The following is a 15517-nucleotide window of genomic DNA, read 5'->3' as shown; positions in this document are numbered from 1 at the left end:
GGGACACCCGTGCTGAAGGTGGGACAGATGGAACTCAACGAACGTGCCGACATCGACACCAGTCAGATCGAGGACGGCCGCGGCGGCGGCGGTGGTGGTGGCATCGGCGGCCTGCCCATCGGGGGCGGCGGCCTGGCCGGCATCGTGGTGACCGTCGTTCTCATGCTGGTCGGCGGATACTTCGGCGTCGACGTGATGAACGGCGGCGGCAGCGGCGAGTCGACCGGCACGCCCCTGACCAGCTGCAGCGACGACGCGCAGAAACTGCAGGCGCTGGAGTGCCGCAACGGCCTCTACGTGACGTCGATCCAGGCGTACTGGCGTGACCAGCTGCCGAAGTCGTTCGGCGAGGACTACCAGCCCGCCAAGACGCACATCTTCTCCAGCCAGGTGACCACCGGCTGCGGCGCGGCGGACTCCGGCGTCGGACCGTTCTACTGCCCCGCCGACGACAAGGTGTACATCGACCTGACCTTCTACAAGGTGCTCGCCGATCAGCTCGGCGCGCCGGGCGAGTTCGCCCAGCCGTACGTGCTGGCCCACGAGTACGGGCACCACGTGCAGGACGTCCTGGGCACCGAGGCGGAGATGCGCCGCCGCCAGGAACGCGACCCGGGCTCGGCCAACGAGGAGTCGGTCAAGCTGGAGCTGCAGGCCGACTGCTACGCCGGCGCCTGGGCCCACTCGGCGTCGACGACGACCGACAAGGACGGCGACAAGATCTTCACCAGCCTCACCGACGAGGACATCCAGCAGGGCATCGACACCGCCGGCAAGATCGGCGACGACGCGCTCCAGCAGCGCGGCGGCGGCGAGGTCAACCCGGAGGAGTTCACCCACGGCACGTCGGCGCAGCGCCAGCAGTGGTTCCGGGTCGGCTACGACTCCGGCGACCCGAAGAAGTGCGACACCTTCGCCGCCGGCGCGGTCAGCTGACCTCTCTGATCAGAATCGGAACAGCCCGGGCCATGGCGATCGCGGACACCAACACCGCGTGGCGTGGCTCGGGCACCTCCAGCAGCCGCTCGTGACGCAACGCGGCGAGCGCCGCCAAGGGTGGCGCGGCAAGGATCGCGTCGACGGCCGTGCGGTCACCGCCGGTCACGAGCGCGGTCATCTCGCGTACCCGGGGCAGAAGAATGCGGCCCGCGATGCCGGCGCCGTCCGACGCGGCCGCCTTCGCCTGATTGTCCCGGCGGCGCGCGAAGCGCTGCTGTGACCAGCCACCGGCCGCCGTGCGGCCCTGCACGTAGTGCGTGTCCACCTTGGAAGTGATCAGTTCCGGTCCGTCGGCGATGCCGACGGCGACCGCGCCCTTGCGCGCGAGGAGCAGGCCCAGCAGCCGTCTCCGCGACGCCGCACCGATCAGCTCGTCGATCGTCGTGACCGGGCCGGCTCCGGGCGGGGCGTGCAGCGTCGCCGACGCGCCGTCCGCGCCGGTCACGGTCAGACCGCTCGCGGTGTACGCGCCGTGCCGGCCCCCGAAGTTCTCCAGCCATCGCGGCAACCGTTCCGGCGCGACGTCCACCCACTTCCCGCCGCCGGCCGCCGCCCGTTCACCCATCCCGCCAGCCTACGGCGGCAGGCCCGCAGGCGCGTCAGAGCACCAGCCGTACAGCGGCAGGCCGGCAGGCGCGTCAGAGCACCAGCCGGACCGCGAGGACGGCGATCACGACGCTCGAGACCAGCGCGGTGATCAGGCGGCCGCGGGGTCCGGTCAGCAGGCGCCCGATCAGGGAACCGCCGCCGGCGACGAAGAGTTGCCAGCTCGCCGAGGCCAGGAAGGCACCGGCGACGAACCACGGCCCTCCGCCGGAACCGCCGCTGCCGAGGACCAGCGCGGCGAAATAGATCACCGTGGCCGGGTTCAGCAGGGTCAGGGCGAGCACACCGGCGTACGCCCGGAGCGCCGTCGTGGGACGCTCCGCCCGCTCGGTCGCGGCGCCGCGGAACGCACCCCGGGCCGTCCAGGCGGCCAGTCCGAGCAACACGACCGCGCCCACCCAGCGCAGCGGGACGGCGACCGGCGCGATCAGCCCGGCGACGGCCGCTCCCCCGGCGACGGCGACCAGGGCGTACAGCCCGTCGGCGGTGGCCGCGCCCAGGCCGGCGGCGGCACCGACGCGCAGCGAGTCGCGGGCGCTCAGAGTGGCGATCAGCACGCCGATGGCGCCGACCGGCACGGCGATGCCGTATCCGGCGATCACGCCGTTGAGGAAAGCCCCGGTCACGGGCCCCACCTCCCCCACTAGACGCTCATCACTTTTCGCTTCTCCCTGATACCAGAAAGTGACCGATGGCGTCCGGCTGGGTAGGGTCCGATCATGGTCGCTGAACTGATCCTGGTACGGCACGGACAGAGCCTCGCCAACGTCGCCCTCCCCGCCGCGGACGCGAAAGGCCTGATGGAGGCCGAGGTGAGCGGCCGCGACGCGGAGGTCCCGCTCACCCCGCTCGGGGAGGAGCAGGCCCGCGCGCTGGGCGCCTGGCTGGGCACGCTGCCGGAGGAGCAGCGGCCCGACGTGGTGATCACCTCGCCGTATCTGCGGGCCCGCGAGACCTGGCGGGTCGCCGCCGAGGCGTCCGGCGTCGACTTTCCCGAGCCGACGACCGACGACCGTCTGGTGGACCGCCTCCAGGGTGATCTGGAGCTGCTGACCCGGGCGGCGATCACGGCCCGGTTCCCGGACGAGGCGGCACGGCGGGCCGAGGCGGGCGAGTTCCGTTACGCCCCGCCCGGTGGCGAGTCGTTCGCCGACATCGCGGTCCGGCTGCGGTCCTTCCTGGAGGACCTGCACCGCGATCACGACGGCCGGCGGGTGATCGTGGTCGCCCACGATGCGGTGGTGCTGATGACCCGGGCGGTGCTCGAGGAACTGGACTGGGACGGGGTGCTGGCGGTGGAGGCCGCGTCGGGGTACGTCCGCAACGCCTCGGTCAGCCGGTTCCGGCGTACCGGCGAACGACTCACCCTGGACGGGTACAACGTCATCGATCATCTGCCGCCTGCATGAATGCCCGAAAAATATCGATGAACGTATTGCAAAGGTATATTTGCAAACTTATCTTTTGACGGTGCTCCCTCCACACACTCTCCGTGGCCTCGCCCATCCGCTACGTGTCCAGATCCTCGGGATCCTGCGGGAACAGGGCGCCTCGACCGCCACCCGGCTGGCCGGGCGACTCGGTGAGTCGTCCGGATCCACCAGCTACCACCTGCGCAAACTCGCCGGATACGGGTTCGTCGAAGAGGACGCCGGCCGCAACACCGGCCGGGAACGATGGTGGCGTGTCGTCGACCCCGGCGACACGGCGACCGGAAGCCGGATCCTGCGCCTCACCCCCACTGAAGCGGCCGACCTGCAACGCCGCATCGAATCCCTGCTCGACGAATACCCCGGCGATCCGGTCCGGTCCGACGCCCGGCGGGTGGTGTTCCAATGGCGGGCGTTACCGCAACTCCCGGACGGCATGTGGTGAACCGCCAGCTCACCGGCCTCCTCTCCGCCGAGGCCGTCTCCATGCTCGGCAGCCGGATCACCTTCGTCGCGCTGCCCTGGCTGGTCCTGACCAGCACCGACTCGGCACTGCTCGCCGGCCTGGCCGGATTCGCCGAAATGCTGCCGTACATCCTGGCCGGGCTCCTCGGCGGTCCCCTCGTCGACCGGATCGGCCCCCGCCCGACCAGCGTCGCCGCCGACGCCGCCAGCATGCTCGCGGTAGCCGGCATCCCGCTCTTCGCGGCCTGCGCAGCCGGTGGACTGTCCCTCGGCGCGCTGATGGGACTCATCGCCCTGGCCGGCGCCCTCCGCGGATTCGGCGACGCCTCCAAACGCGCCCTGCTCCCCCGCACCATCGACGCCGCCGGGCTCACCACCGAACGGGGCACCGCCCTCTACGACGGGGTCAGCCGCGCCGCCACCCTGATCGGGCTGCCGCTGGCCGGCGTGCTGATCGCCGCATCCGACCCGGTCATCGTGCTACTCGCCGACGCGGCCACCTTCGGCGTCAGCGCCCTGATCATCAGCACCGCGGTCCGGGTCGGCCCGGCCGAGACAGCACGCCCCGGCGAGTGCTACACTGCGGCGCTCGCCGGCGGATTCCGGTACGTACGCCAGGACCGGCTGATCCTCGGCATCATGTCGATGCTGTTCGCCACCAACATGTTCGACCAGGCGTACTCGACGGTGTTCGTCCCCGTCTGGGTCCGCGACGGACTACACGGACCGGCCGCCCTGGGCATCGTGGGCACCGCCTTCGGGCTCGGCGCGGTCGCCGGCAACATCATCTACACGATCCTGGCACCTCGGCTGCCGCGGCGGCGTACCCTCGGCATCTGTTTCTTCCTCGGCGGACCGGCCCAGCTCATCGCGGTGGCCGCCACCGACCGGGTGTGGGCCGTGCTGGCGACCGCGGCGGTCTCCGGCGCCCTGATGTCCGCGGTCAACCCGATCCTGCTGGCCGCCGCCTACGGGCGCATCCCGTCGCACATGCACGGCCGGGTGATGAGCGTGCTGATCGCGGTGTCGTGGGCGGGCATCCCCTTCGGCGGCGTGCTGGGCGGGTGGGCGACCGACGTGCTCGGGCTGCGGACGGCGGCGCTTCTCGCGGCCGCGGGATACCTTGCGGTCACTGCCGCGCCGTTCTTCTTCCCGGCATGGCACGCCCTCGATGCCGTACGCGACGAGCAGCGTCCCGCCAAAGCGGTCGTCCCGGCGTAGCAGTCCTGACCTGTCGTCCCGTCGACCCGTCGACCTGTCGACCTGCCGTCTCGGCGCCCTCGGTCCTCCGGCGCGGGTCTACTGGGGTGCGGGCGTTCCCGACGGGTCGCTACAGTCCTGCTCGATGACTCTCAATCATGATGTGACCGGCTCCGGGCCGGTCGTGCTGCTGCTGCATTCGACAACCGGCGACCGCCGCATGTGGGACCCGCAGGTCCCCGTCCTGGCCGGCGCCGGATACCGGGTGGTCCGCTGCGACCTCAACGGTTACGGCTCGACCCCGGTGCCCACCGGCGACTACAACGACGCCGACGACGTCCTCACCCTCCTGACCTCCCTGGGCGCCACCCGGGCCGCGGTGATCGCCGCTTCCGGAGGCGGACGGGTGGCCCTCGACCTGATCGCCCGCTCCCCGCAGACGGTCCCGGCCCTGCTCCTGATCGCCACGGCGATGCGGGGCCACGACCCGAGCCCGGAGCTGAGCGCGTTCGGCGACCGCGAGGACGCCCTACTGGAGGCCGGCGACGCCGAAGCGGCCACCGCCCTCAACGTCGACCTCTGGCTGGGCCCGCTGGCCGACGACGCGACACGCGCCAAGCTGCACCTCATGCAGCACCACGCCTTCACCATCCAGCTGGCCGCCGACGCCGAAGCCGCCGCCGCTGACACCGAGACCACCACCGGCGTGGACTCCGCCTCCGGCGCTGAGGCTGAAACCGACACTGAGATCTCCGACCCGACGGAAGCCTCGCCGTCGGAAGCCTCGCCGTCGGCAGACCTTTCCGAGTTCACCGCGCCTGTCCTGCTCCTCTCCGGCGCCCACGACCTGCCCGACTTCCGGCAGATCGCCGCGCACCTCGCCACCGTCTTCCCGAACGCCCGCCACCGGGAGCTCGACTGGGCCGGCCACCTCCCCACCCTGGAAAGCCCCGACCGAGCCAACCCCCTGATCCTGGAGTTCCTGGCCGAGTCCTTCCCCATCGGGCCCGCCTGACCCCCGCTCCCGGATCACATCGGGCGCCGCCGGACGCGACACCACTCAGCTTCCTTCGGCGCCCGCCCATGGCGTCGGTCAGCCACACCTGTTCGCGGAGCCGGACGCGGAGCCGTTCGCGGAGCCGGACGCGGAGCCGGACGCGGAGCCGGACGCGGAGCCGGACGCGGAGCCGTTCGCGGAGCCGTTCGCGGAGCCGGACGCGGAGCCGGACGCCAATGGAGCGCCATGTCGCGAGTCCGCATGCTCTCGTTCACGCTGCGCGGTGCCACGGGCGGCAGGACCGAACCGGGGACGCACGCTCTACCGAGGATTGATGATCGTGGTGCACAGGCCACCCGCCGAAGTGGTCAGCGCACCACGATCGATCCGCATGGGTGGTTGCCGTTTCGATCGTGGTACGCCGACAACCCAGGACGGTGATAGGCGCACCACGATCGCCGACGCAGGAACGCACGCAGCCAGAAACGCGGGCAGCCAGAAACGCGGGCAGCCAGGAACACGGGCAGCCAGGAACACGGGCAGCCAGGAACACGGGCAGCCAGGAACACGGGCAGCGGAGACGGCCAGCCAGCAAACGGCGAGCGGCAACAGCCAGCGGCGAACAGCGATCGGCCAACGGCAGCCGGCCAGCAGGTGACAGCGAGCGGGGTCAGTCGAGCGGGGTCAGTCGGCGGAGAGCCGGGTCAGTCGATGCGGCACCACTCCCGCAGCTGGCCGGCCACCTCACGATCGCCGTCGACCCGGACGTCCGCGAGGGGGATCCGGCGGTAGAGCGCCAACACCAGGTCACTGGCCCGGCCCTGCAACCTGGTCACCGGATCGCCGGAGGCGGCAGGGCCCACAGTGGCGCCGGACGGGGAGAGGTCGAGGGTCCACGACGGGCCCTCGATCGCCTGGAACGCCACCCGGGCCGGGCGGTGCGGCCACGGCGTGCGGGAACCCAGGCAGACGGTCAGGAACTCGCTGACCCCGTCGACGGCGGCCGCGGCCGGGATCGGCTCGGGGCTGCCGATGGTCTCCTGGGCGTCGTAGGCGTGCACGGCTGCCTCCTGCACCTGGTGACGTGCCACCGTGCCGGCCGTCAACGGTGCGACCGACGACTCCCACCAGGCCCAGCAGGGCGTGTCGGGGCCGGCCGCGCGCAGGGCCGTGAGCAGGGACTCCGTGGAGGCGGCGAACCAGTCGAGCAGCACGTCATGGCGCTCGTGCCCGCCGCGAGTCGCACCCGCCGCCGCGCCGCCCGCAAGCCCGGCCCTCGACGGACCGTCACCGCCAGTAGGCCCGGCACCCGCCGGATCGTCACCGCCGGGACTCATGGACGGCGGTTCGCGGTCGCCGAGCTGCTCGGCGGTCGGTGGCCCGGAATCGTCGGCCGCTGTCACCGCCGCCGCCCAGAACCGCTGCACCTTGCCCGTGTGGGTGACGAGGTCGCGCAGCGTCCATTCGGGGCAGCCGGGAACCGTCGCCACCAGGTCGGGCGCGGCTGCCACCGCGTCGCGGAGGGCCGCCGACCGGCTGTCGATCAGGGCGAGGAGCTCGGGGAAGGGCGGTGTCGCAGTCATCCTCGGTTTCTATCACCGAGGTACGACAAACCACCGGGGTACGACAAACGACCGGCGTGCGAGACAACCCCCGGGGTACGACGCCCCCGGATACGAGGCAAACCCCGGGGTACGGCACAGGGCGGCACGCTGATCGCGTACCGCCCTGTCGAGGGACAGCTCAGACGTTGAAGCCGAGCGCCCGGAGCTGCTCCCGGCCATCGTCCGTGATCTTGTCAGGGCCCCACGGCGGGAGCCAGACCCAGTTGATGCGGAAGTCCTGGACCAGGCCGCCGCCGGGACCGGTGGTCAGGGCCTGACGGGTCTGGTCCTCGATGACGTCGGTCAGCGGGCAGGCCGCCGAGGTGAGCGTCATGTCTAGGGTGGCGATGTTGTCCTCGTCCACGTGGGCGCCGTAGACCAGGCCCAGGTCGACGACGTTGATGCCGAGTTCGGGGTCGACGACGTCCTTCATCGCCTCCTCGATGTCGGCCAGCGTCGCCTTCGACACCGCGACGGGGGCGTCGGGGGTCTCGGCGGCCGCGGAGACGCCGACAGCCGGCACCTCGACGGGCTCGCCGGCCTCCTCGGCCTCGGCGCGTTCGGTGGCCAGCCAGCCGGGCACCTCGTCGTCGACGGCCGACGCGTCGCCGGGGACGGAGGCGACGGTCTTGACGCCTTCCTCCTCGGCGGGCGGCGACGACAGGATCGTCACCGCCTCGCCGGCGGCGACGGGCGGGGCCGTCTCGGGGTCGGGGGCGGTCGACACTGAAGAAGCTGTTTTCTCGGTCATGCCTTCACCTCCGGGCTCACGCCCACGTCCACACCGGCGCGCGCCGCGGCGTCCTTGAACGCCATCCAGGGCAGCAGCGCGCATTTGACCCGGGCCGGGAACTTGGCGACCCCGGCGAAGGCGATGCCGTCACCGAGGACCTCCTCGTCCGGCTCGATCTGGCCGCGGCCCTGCATCAGTTCGACGAAAGCATGGTGGATTCCGGACGCCTCGGCCACGTCCGTTCCCTGCAGCAGTTCGTACAGCACTGATGCGGAGGCCTGGCTGATCGAGCAGCCGAGCCCGTCGTACGAAATCTCGGACAGATCGGAACTCACCCGCATGGTGATCTCGTCGCCGCACGTCGGGTTGACGTGGTGCGCCTCCCCGTCGAACGGGTCCCGCAGACCACGACCGTGCGGATGCTTGTAGTGATCCAGGATGATCTCCTGGTAGAGACCGTCGAGCATCATCAGCCGAACACCTTCCGGACCTGGTCGAGGCCGCGCGCCAGGGCGTCGATCTCGTCCGTGGTCGTGTAGAGGTAGAACGAGGCGCGCGTCATCGCCGGCACCCCGAACCGCGCGCACACCGGCCGCGCACAGTGGTGCCCGACCCGCACCTCCACGCCGAGCGCGTCCAGGATCTGTCCCACGTCGTGGGGGTGTACCCCGTCGACGCCGAACGACACCGTGCCGCCCCGGCCCTCCGGAGAGGACAGACCGAAGATCCGCACATCGGGTACGCCGCTCAGAGTGTCCAGCGCATACCGGGTGATCTCCAGTTCGTGCTGGTGGACCGCTTCCATGCCCAGTCCGGTCAGGTAGTCCACCGCCGCGCCCAGGCCGATCGCCTCGGTGATCGGCGGGGTGCCGGCTTCGAACCGGGCCGGCGGGGCGGCGTAGGTCGTGCCGGTCATCGTGACCGTCTCGATCATCGAGCCGCCACCGAGGAACGGCGGCAGCTGTTCGAGCAGGTCGAAGCGGCCCCACAGGACGCCGATGCCGGTCGGTCCGAGCATCTTGTGCCCGGTGAACGCGATCAGGTCGGCGCCCAGGGTGCGCACGTCGATCGGCAGGTGCGGCACCGACTGGGAGCAGTCGAGAACGACCAGGGCACCGACCTCGTGGGCCCGGGCGGCGATCCGGGACACGTCGTTGATCGTGCCGAGCACGTTGGACATGTGCACCAGCGAGACGATCTTCGTGGCCGGGGTGATCAGCGCGTCGAGGTCCGACTCGTCGAGCCGGCCCTCGTCGGTGATCCCGAACCAGCGCAGGGTCGCGCCGGTCCGCTCGCAGAGGAGCTGCCACGGGACGATGTTCGAGTGGTGCTCCATCTCGGAGATCACGATCTCGTCACCGGGGCCGAGCCGCAGGTGCTGTCCGGCGGAGTGCGCGACCAGGTTGAGGGCCTCGGTGGAGTTCTTGGTGAAGACCACCTCGTCCGGGCTCGCCGCGCCGATGAACGCCGCGATCTTGGCTCGGGCACCCTCGTAGGCCTCGGTCGACTCGGTGCCCAGGGTGTGCACCGAGCGCGACACGTTGCCGTTGTACTTCTCCTGGTGCGCGCGCATGACGTCGAGCACCTGCACCGGTTTCTGCGAGGTGTTGGCGCTGTCCAGGTAGACCAGCGGGTGGCCGTTCACCTCCCGCTCGAGGATCGGGAAGTCCTTGCGCACCCGCGCGACGTCGAAACTCATCGGAGAACCTCTCAGGCCTTGGTGAGGAACTTCTCGTAGCCCTCGGCCTCGAGCTGCTCGGAGAGCTCCGGACCGCCCTGCTGGACGATCTTGCCGCCGACGAAGACGTGCACGAAGTCCGGCTTGATGTAGCGCAGGATCCGGGTGTAGTGGGTGATCAGCAGGAAGCCGGTCTCGCCGGTCTCGCGGACCCGGTTGACGCCCTCGCTGACGATCCGCAGCGCGTCGATGTCCAGGCCGGAGTCGGTCTCGTCGAGGATCGCGACCTTCGGCTTGAGCAGCTCGAGCTGCATGATCTCGTGACGCTTCTTCTCACCGCCGGAGAAGCCCTCGTTCACGTTGCGCTGCGCGAAGGCCGGGTCCATCTGCAGCTTCTCCATGGCGCCGCGCAGCTCGCCGGCCCAGGTGCGCAGCTTCGGCGCCTCGCCGTCGATCGCCGTCTTGGCGGTACGCAGGAAGTTGGCCACCGACACGCCGGGAACCTCGACGGGGTACTGCATGGCCAGGAAGAGGCCGGCCCGGGCACGCTCGTCGACGGTCAGCGAGAGCACGTCCTCGCCGTCGAGGGTCACCGTGCCGCCGGTGATCTCGTACTTGGGGTGGCCCGCGATGGAGTAGGCCAGCGTCGACTTGCCGGAACCGTTCGGACCCATGATGGCGTGGGTCTCGCCGGCCTTCACGGTCAGGTCGACCCCGGCCAGGATCGGCTTCAGCTCGCCCTCGGGCAGCTTCACCGAAACCTGCAGGTCACGGATCTCCAGGGTGCTCACGGCTCTACTCCATTACTCGGTTCGGTCGAAACGTAGATGTCGCCGTCGCGGATCTCGACGGGGTAGACCGCCACCGGGTCGATGGCGGGCGGGCCGGAGGGCTCGCCGGTGCGCAGGTCGAAACGGGACCCGTGCAACCAGCATTCCAGCGCGCAGCCGTCCACCTCGCCCTCGGAGAGGGCCACCGAGGCGTGGCTGCACTCGTCGCGTACGGCGTAGAACTGGTCGTCGTCCGCGTGCACGACCGCGACCTCGACCCCGTCGACCTCCACCTGGAGGGCGGTGCCCTTGGCCACGTCCGTGACGGACCCGACGTTCTCGAACGGCATGACTATTGCCCGGCCTCGGCCAGGCGCGCCTCGATGGTGTCGCCGAGACGCTCGCGCAGCTCCTCGACCGGGATCTTGTTGATCAGCTCGGCGAAGAAGCCCCGGACCACCAGCTTGCGCGCCTCCCCCTCGGGGATGCCGCGGGCCATCAGGTAGAACAGCTGCTCGTCGTCGAAACGACCGGTCGCGCTGGCGTGGCCAGCCCCGGCAACCTCACCGGTCTCGATCTCGAGGTTCGGCACCGAGTCGGCGCGGGCGCCGTCGGTCAGCACCAGGTTGCGGTTGATCTCGTACGTGTCGGTGCCGGTCGCCTCCGCCCGGATCAGCACGTCGCCGACCCAGACGGTGTGCGCCGACGCGCCCTGCAGCGCGCCACGGTAGCCGACGTAGCTGCGGCAGTCCGGCACGCTGTGGTCGACCAGCTGGCGGTGCTCCTGGTGCTGGCCGGAGTCGGCGAAGTACAGACCCCAGAGCTCGGCGTCGCCGCCGCGGCCGGCGTATTCCACGCTGGTGAACTGCCGGACCAGGTCGCCGCCCAGGGTGACCTGGACGTGCTGCACCCGGGCGTCCTTGCCGACCTTGACCTTGACGTGCTGCGCCTGGACGGCGTCGCGGTCCCAGTCGGCCAGCGTCACGAAGGTCAGCTGCGCGCTGTCGGCGACGACGACCTCGATGTTGTCGGCGAGCGTGACCGTGCCGACCTGCTCCAGCACGATCGTCGCCTTGGCGAACGCGCCGACCGTGACGACGGTCCGCGCGGCCGCGGCGTCGCCGCCCTTGCCGACCACCCGGATCACGGCGGCCTCGGCCGGCTCGGCCTCGGCAGCCACCTCGATCAGGGTGATGCTCGACGCCGAGCCGTACGCCAGGGCGCTGATCCGGTCGAACGGGGTCAGGATCGGGTCGACCGCGGAGACGGACGAGACCGTGACGCCGGCCGGCAGATCGCCGTATTCGACCGACGGTGCGGCGCCGGTCAGGGCGGTGGCCTTGACCAGGTCACGCAGACGCTTGAGCGGGGTGAAACGCCACTCCTCCTCCAGCCCGTTGAGGGCCGGGAAGTCGTTGACGTCGAAGGAGCGCAGCACCTGGGACTTGGTGCTCGGCGGGGCGATGGCCTCGGTTGTCATTTCGTCCTTTTTAAGATGATCGTCCGGAACGCCAGCTCGAAATCAGCCGACAGCGCCTTCCATCTGCAGCTCGATCAGGCGGTTCAGCTCCAGGGCGTACTCCATCGGGAGCTCCTTGGCGATCGGCTCGATGAAGCCACGCACGATCATCGCCATCGCCTCGTCCTCGGTCAGGCCACGGCTCATCAGGTAGAAGAGCTGGTCCTCGCTGACCTTGGAGACGGTCGCCTCGTGCCCCATGTTCACGTCGTCCTCGCGGATGTCGACGTACGGGTACGTGTCCGACCGGGAGATCGTGTCGACCAGCAGCGCGTCGCACTTGACCGTGCTCTTGGAGTTGGCCGAGCCCTCCAGCACCTGCACCAGACCGCGGTACGACGTGCGGCCGCCGCCCCGGGCGATCGACTTGGAGATGATCGTCGAGGAGGTGTGCGGCGCGGCGTGCACCATCTTGGCGCCGGAGTCCTGGTGCTGACCCTGGCCGGCCATGGCGATCGAGAGGACCTCGCCCTTGGCGTGCGCGCCGGTCATGTAGACGGCCGGGTACTTCATCGTCACCTTGGAGCCGATGTTGCCGTCGACCCACTCCATGGTCGCGCCCTCTTCGCAGGTGGCGCGCTTGGTGACCAGGTTGTAGACGTTGTTCGACCAGTTCTGGATGGTCGTGTACCGCACCCGGGCGTTCTTCTTCACGACGATCTCGACGACCGCGGAGTGCAGCGAGTCGGACGAGTAGATCGGCGCCGTGCAGCCCTCGACGTAGTGCACGTAGCTGCCCTCGTCGGCGATGATCAGGGTCCGCTCGAACTGGCCCATGTTCTCCGTGTTGATCCGGAAGTAGGCCTGCAGCGGGATGTCCACGTGCACGCCCTTCGGCACGTAGATGAACGAGCCGCCGGACCACACGCTGGTGTTGAGCGCGGCGAACTTGTTGTCACCGACCGGGATGACCGTGCCGAAGTACTCCTGGAAGAGCTCCGGGTGCTCCTTGAGCGCGGTGTCGGTGTCCAGGAACAGGACGCCCTGCTCCTCGAGGTCCTCGCGGATCGCGTGATAGACGACCTCGGACTCGTACTGCGCGGCGACACCGGCGACCAGGCGCTGCTTCTCGGCCTCCGGGATGCCCAGCTTGTCGTACGTCGCCTTGATGTCCTCGGGCAGGTCCTCCCAGCTGGCGGCCTGCTTCTCGGTGGAGCGCACGAAGTACTTGATGTTCTGGAAGTCGATGCCGGTGAGGTCGGCGCCCCAGTGCGGCATCGGCTTGCGGTCGAACAGGCGCAGGCCCTTGAGCCGCAGGTCGAGCATCCACTGCGGTTCGTTCTTCAGAGCGGAGATGTTGCGCACCACGGATTCGGACAGGCCGCGCTGCGCCGCCGCGCCGGCAACGTCAGCGTCGGCCCAGCCGTACTCGTACCGGCCAAGAGCGGCGAGGTGCTCTTCCTGGGTCACGATCTGGTCCGTCATTGCAATCTGTCCTTACTAACCGTGGTGGCAGGAGCGCACTTCGAAGCGGGAATGTGCGTGGTGCACACCCCGTCGCCGTGCGCGATGGTGGCGAGGCGCTGCACGTGGGTGCCGATGAGCCGGGAGATGACTTCGGTCTCGGCGTCGCACAGCTGAGGGAACTCGGCAGCCACGTGAGCCACCGGGCAGTGATGTTGGCACAGTTGGCCACCCGACGCGATGGTGGTCGCATTGGCAGCGTATCCCTCGGCCGTCAATGCCTCGGCGAGCGCCTCGGCACGGGCGAGCGGGTCCTGGCCGGCCGAGGCCAGCGCGGCGTGCAACCGACCCTCGAGGGCGCCCACCTGGGTCTCGGCGAACGCGGACACCGCTTGCGGGCCATGCGTCGAGGCGATCCAGCGCAGGGCGGCGGTGGCCAGACCGTCGTAGTGGTGCGGGATCAGACCCTCACGGCCGGCGGCGGTCAGCACGAACGCCTTGGCCGGGCGGCCACGGCCCCGGGGACGGTCCGAGCGGACGGCCCGTGTCTCCACCAGATGATCGGCGAGCATCGCGTCGAGGTGTTTGCGGATCGCGGCCGGGCTCAGCCCGAGCACCTTGCCGAGCTCCGCGGCGGTGGCGGCACCCCGCTCGATGAGCAGGTGCGCGACCCGGTCACGGGTGCGCCCGTCCGTCACGGTGGCCGGAGCCCCCGCGCCGTCGCCGGACAGCACCTCGTATTTCACTACGCCAACGTTACGTATTTCGTCCAGCCCCTGCAAACCGAACCCCGGTGATCCACCACACCGGTTACCGGAGCTGCTGAAAGGCCCGTTCGCATCCGGGCGTACGATCCCCGGCGTGAGGTCCCTGGCATCCGCTTTACGCCCGCTGGCCCTGGCGTCCCTGATCGCCAACATCACCCTGATCGTCACCGGAGCGGCCGTTCGGCTCACCGGTTCCGGTCTGGGCTGCCCGACGTGGCCGCGGTGCACCGACGACTCCTACACGACGACGGCCGAGATGGGCGTCCACGGGATGATCGAGTTCGGCAACCGCCTGCTCACGTTCGTCCTGGTCGGTCTCGCCATCGCCACGTTCGCCGCCGCGATCGCCCAGCGCCCGCGCCGCAAGGCCGTCGTGTGGCTGTCGGTCGCGGTCGGTTTCGCCGTCCCCGCGCAGGGCGTGGTCGGTGGCATCACCGTGCTCTCCGGCCTCAACCCGTGGGTGGTCGGCCTGCACTTCATCGTCTCGATCGTGATGATCGCCGGCTGCTACGCGCTCTGGCGCCGGGCCGGCGAGGGTGACGGCGACAAGATCTGGCACGTCCCGGCCCCGATCCGGCACCTGGCGTGGCTCACCACCGCGGCCAGCTTCGCCGTCATCGCGGCCGGCGTGGTCGTGACCGGTTCCGGTCCGCACGCCGGTGACCACGGCGCCGCCCGCAACGGTCTCGACCCGACGCAGATCTCCCAGGTACACGCCGACCTGGTCTTCCTGCTGATCGGCCTGAGCGTGGCGCTCTGGTTCGCCCTGCGCGCGACCGGCGCCCCGGCCACCGCCGTCCGGGCCGCCGCGGTGCTGGTGATCGTGGAGTTCTCCCAGGGCCTGATCGGCTTCGTGCAGTACTTCACGCACCTGCCGATCATCCTGGTCGGCGTGCACATGCTCGGCTCCGGCCTGGTCTGGACCAGCACCCTCGCCGCGCTCTGGGCGCTGCGCGAACGCCCGGTCGTCGTCGCCGCCCCCGCCGGGGAGCCCGCGCCGGCCAAGGAGCCTGCCGCGGTCTGAGCCGCCCCTCTCACCCTCGGCTTCTGCGGTACGAGCCACACCCGTCACAAACGCAACTCATCCGTCCCGGAGTGGCCCAGCGGAAGGGCTACCACGGTCACGGGCCGTCGCTCGCGTGGCCGGCGGGTGACCGGGCAGGTGCTCGCGCTCCGGACAGCTCCGGGACGGTCGTGCTGCGTCTGTGACGGGTGTGGCTCGTACCGTAGAGAAAAGGCCGACCGGAAGTCCCGGCCGGCCTTTCGCTGGTTCTGAGGGTCTCGCTGGTCCCACTGGTTTGGCTGGTCTCGCTGGTTTGGCTGGTTCTGCTGGTCTCGCCGCTTG

The 15517-nt window shown here is 70.4% G+C and carries 17 protein-coding genes; 6 read left to right on the top strand and 11 right to left on the bottom strand.

The genetic code is table 11. The annotated features are described in order from the left end of the window. The first annotated feature begins 27 nt into the window (after positions 1-27). Positions 28-936, top strand: a complete 909-nt coding sequence (gene ypfJ / locus QSK32_RS11910) for a KPN_02809 family neutral zinc metallopeptidase (RefSeq protein ID WP_045741367.1) — start codon at positions 28-30, stop codon at positions 934-936. Here ypfJ and QSK32_RS11905 read toward each other — a convergent pair. Then, positions 929-1564: an acVLRF1 family peptidyl-tRNA hydrolase gene (locus QSK32_RS11905; protein ID WP_285471889.1), complete on the bottom strand. Its 636-nt coding sequence runs from the start codon at positions 1562-1564 to the stop codon at positions 929-931. The two genes, ypfJ and QSK32_RS11905, sit on opposite strands and share 8 nt — an antisense overlap. A 73-nt stretch (positions 1565-1637) precedes the next feature. Next, positions 1638-2231, bottom strand: coding sequence for a LysE family transporter (locus tag QSK32_RS11900; protein ID WP_285471888.1), 594 nt, complete (start codon positions 2229-2231; stop codon positions 1638-1640). A gap of 93 nt (positions 2232-2324) precedes the next feature. Between QSK32_RS11900 and QSK32_RS11895 the strand changes: the two genes are divergently transcribed. The 4 genes from QSK32_RS11895 (at position 2325) to QSK32_RS11880 (ending at position 5715) form a co-directional block, all read left to right on the top strand. Next, positions 2325-3014: a histidine phosphatase family protein gene (locus tag QSK32_RS11895; RefSeq protein ID WP_285471887.1), complete on the top strand. Its 690-nt coding sequence runs from the start codon at positions 2325-2327 to the stop codon at positions 3012-3014. A 61-nt stretch (positions 3015-3075) separates the two neighbouring features. Beyond that, positions 3076-3480, top strand: coding sequence for a helix-turn-helix domain-containing protein (locus QSK32_RS45715; RefSeq protein ID WP_245673864.1), 405 nt, complete (start codon positions 3076-3078; stop codon positions 3478-3480). Further along, positions 3477-4721 carry an MFS transporter gene (locus QSK32_RS11885; protein ID WP_285471886.1) on the top strand — a complete coding sequence of 415 codons (1245 nt, stop codon included), beginning with the start codon at positions 3477-3479 and terminating at the stop codon, positions 4719-4721. Before QSK32_RS45715 ends, QSK32_RS11885 begins: the two co-directional genes overlap by 4 nt. A 124-nt stretch (positions 4722-4845) precedes the next feature. Continuing rightward, positions 4846-5715 (top strand): alpha/beta fold hydrolase, encoded by an 870-nt coding sequence (locus QSK32_RS11880; RefSeq protein WP_045741239.1) that lies wholly within the window; start codon positions 4846-4848, stop codon positions 5713-5715. Positions 5716-6401: 686 nt separating this feature from the next. On the opposite strand, the gene QSK32_RS11875 is transcribed toward QSK32_RS11880, so the two are convergent. From QSK32_RS11875 to QSK32_RS11835, 9 genes are all read right to left on the bottom strand, one after another. Then, a complete protein-coding gene (locus QSK32_RS11875) occupies positions 6402-7280 on the bottom strand; it encodes a maleylpyruvate isomerase family mycothiol-dependent enzyme (protein WP_285471885.1) in 879 nt (292 codons plus the stop codon). A 160-nt stretch (positions 7281-7440) separates the two neighbouring features. Then, positions 7441-7824 (bottom strand): metal-sulfur cluster assembly factor, encoded by a 384-nt coding sequence (locus QSK32_RS11870; RefSeq protein ID WP_045741368.1) that lies wholly within the window; start codon positions 7822-7824, stop codon positions 7441-7443. A 224-nt stretch (positions 7825-8048) separates the two neighbouring features. Next, positions 8049-8504: a Fe-S cluster assembly sulfur transfer protein SufU gene (gene sufU, locus QSK32_RS11865; protein WP_045741241.1), complete on the bottom strand. Its 456-nt coding sequence runs from the start codon at positions 8502-8504 to the stop codon at positions 8049-8051. After that, positions 8504-9733: a cysteine desulfurase gene (locus QSK32_RS11860; RefSeq protein ID WP_285471884.1), complete on the bottom strand. Its 1230-nt coding sequence runs from the start codon at positions 9731-9733 to the stop codon at positions 8504-8506. Before QSK32_RS11860 ends, sufU begins: the two co-directional genes overlap by 1 nt. A gap of 11 nt (positions 9734-9744) precedes the next feature. Continuing rightward, complete coding sequence (gene sufC / locus QSK32_RS11855) at positions 9745-10503, bottom strand: Fe-S cluster assembly ATPase SufC (RefSeq protein WP_045741243.1); 759 nt, start codon at positions 10501-10503, stop codon at positions 9745-9747. After that, positions 10500-10832 (bottom strand): Rieske (2Fe-2S) protein, encoded by a 333-nt coding sequence (locus tag QSK32_RS11850; RefSeq protein WP_045741244.1) that lies wholly within the window; start codon positions 10830-10832, stop codon positions 10500-10502. The genes sufC and QSK32_RS11850 overlap by 4 nt, the downstream gene beginning before the upstream one ends. 2 nt (positions 10833-10834) lie before the next feature. Next, a complete protein-coding gene (gene sufD / locus QSK32_RS11845; RefSeq protein ID WP_285471883.1) occupies positions 10835-11962 on the bottom strand; it encodes a Fe-S cluster assembly protein SufD in 1128 nt (375 codons plus the stop codon). A gap of 42 nt (positions 11963-12004) precedes the next feature. After that, entirely contained in the window at positions 12005-13426 is a 1422-nt protein-coding gene (gene sufB / locus QSK32_RS11840; protein WP_045741246.1) for a Fe-S cluster assembly protein SufB, read from the bottom strand. After that, a complete protein-coding gene (locus QSK32_RS11835; protein WP_045741247.1) occupies positions 13423-14151 on the bottom strand; it encodes a helix-turn-helix transcriptional regulator in 729 nt (242 codons plus the stop codon). Before QSK32_RS11835 ends, sufB begins: the two co-directional genes overlap by 4 nt. Before the next feature lie 115 nt (positions 14152-14266). Between QSK32_RS11835 and QSK32_RS11830 the strand changes: the two genes are divergently transcribed. Further along, the gene (locus tag QSK32_RS11830) at positions 14267-15196 is read left to right on the top strand and encodes a COX15/CtaA family protein (protein ID WP_285471882.1); all 930 of its coding nucleotides are present in this window, start codon (positions 14267-14269) and stop codon (positions 15194-15196) included. The last annotated feature ends 321 nt before the right edge of the window (positions 15197-15517 follow it).

Origin of the sequence: Actinoplanes sp. NBRC 101535 (assembly GCF_030269225.1) — a bacterium.
In the GTDB taxonomy this organism is placed as follows: Bacteria; Actinomycetota; Actinomycetes; order Mycobacteriales; family Micromonosporaceae; genus Actinoplanes; species Actinoplanes rectilineatus.
Note: the sequence above shows the minus strand (reverse complement) of the source record. Positions and strands in the feature narration are given on the sequence as shown.

Bases quoted from the DNA above. Each gene is read 5' to 3' on its own strand.
- ypfJ (WP_045741367.1), top strand. From the start codon at position 28: ATGGAACTCAACGAACGTGCCGACATCGACACCAGTCAGATCGAGGAC.
- QSK32_RS11905 (WP_285471889.1), bottom strand. From the start codon at position 1,564: ATGGGTGAACGGGCGGCGGCCGGCGGCGGGAAGTGGGTGGACGTCGCG.
- QSK32_RS11895 (WP_285471887.1), top strand. From the start codon at position 2,325: ATGGTCGCTGAACTGATCCTGGTACGGCACGGACAGAGCCTCGCCAAC.
- QSK32_RS11880 (WP_045741239.1), top strand. From the start codon at position 4,846: ATGACTCTCAATCATGATGTGACCGGCTCCGGGCCGGTCGTGCTGCTG.
- QSK32_RS11875 (WP_285471885.1), bottom strand. From the start codon at position 7,280: ATGACTGCGACACCGCCCTTCCCCGAGCTCCTCGCCCTGATCGACAGC.
- sufU (WP_045741241.1), bottom strand. From the start codon at position 8,504: ATGATGCTCGACGGTCTCTACCAGGAGATCATCCTGGATCACTACAAG.
- QSK32_RS11860 (WP_285471884.1), bottom strand. From the start codon at position 9,733: ATGAGTTTCGACGTCGCGCGGGTGCGCAAGGACTTCCCGATCCTCGAG.
- QSK32_RS11850 (WP_045741244.1), bottom strand. From the start codon at position 10,832: ATGCCGTTCGAGAACGTCGGGTCCGTCACGGACGTGGCCAAGGGCACC.
- sufD (WP_285471883.1), bottom strand. From the start codon at position 11,962: ATGACAACCGAGGCCATCGCCCCGCCGAGCACCAAGTCCCAGGTGCTG.
- sufB (WP_045741246.1), bottom strand. From the start codon at position 13,426: ATGACGGACCAGATCGTGACCCAGGAAGAGCACCTCGCCGCTCTTGGC.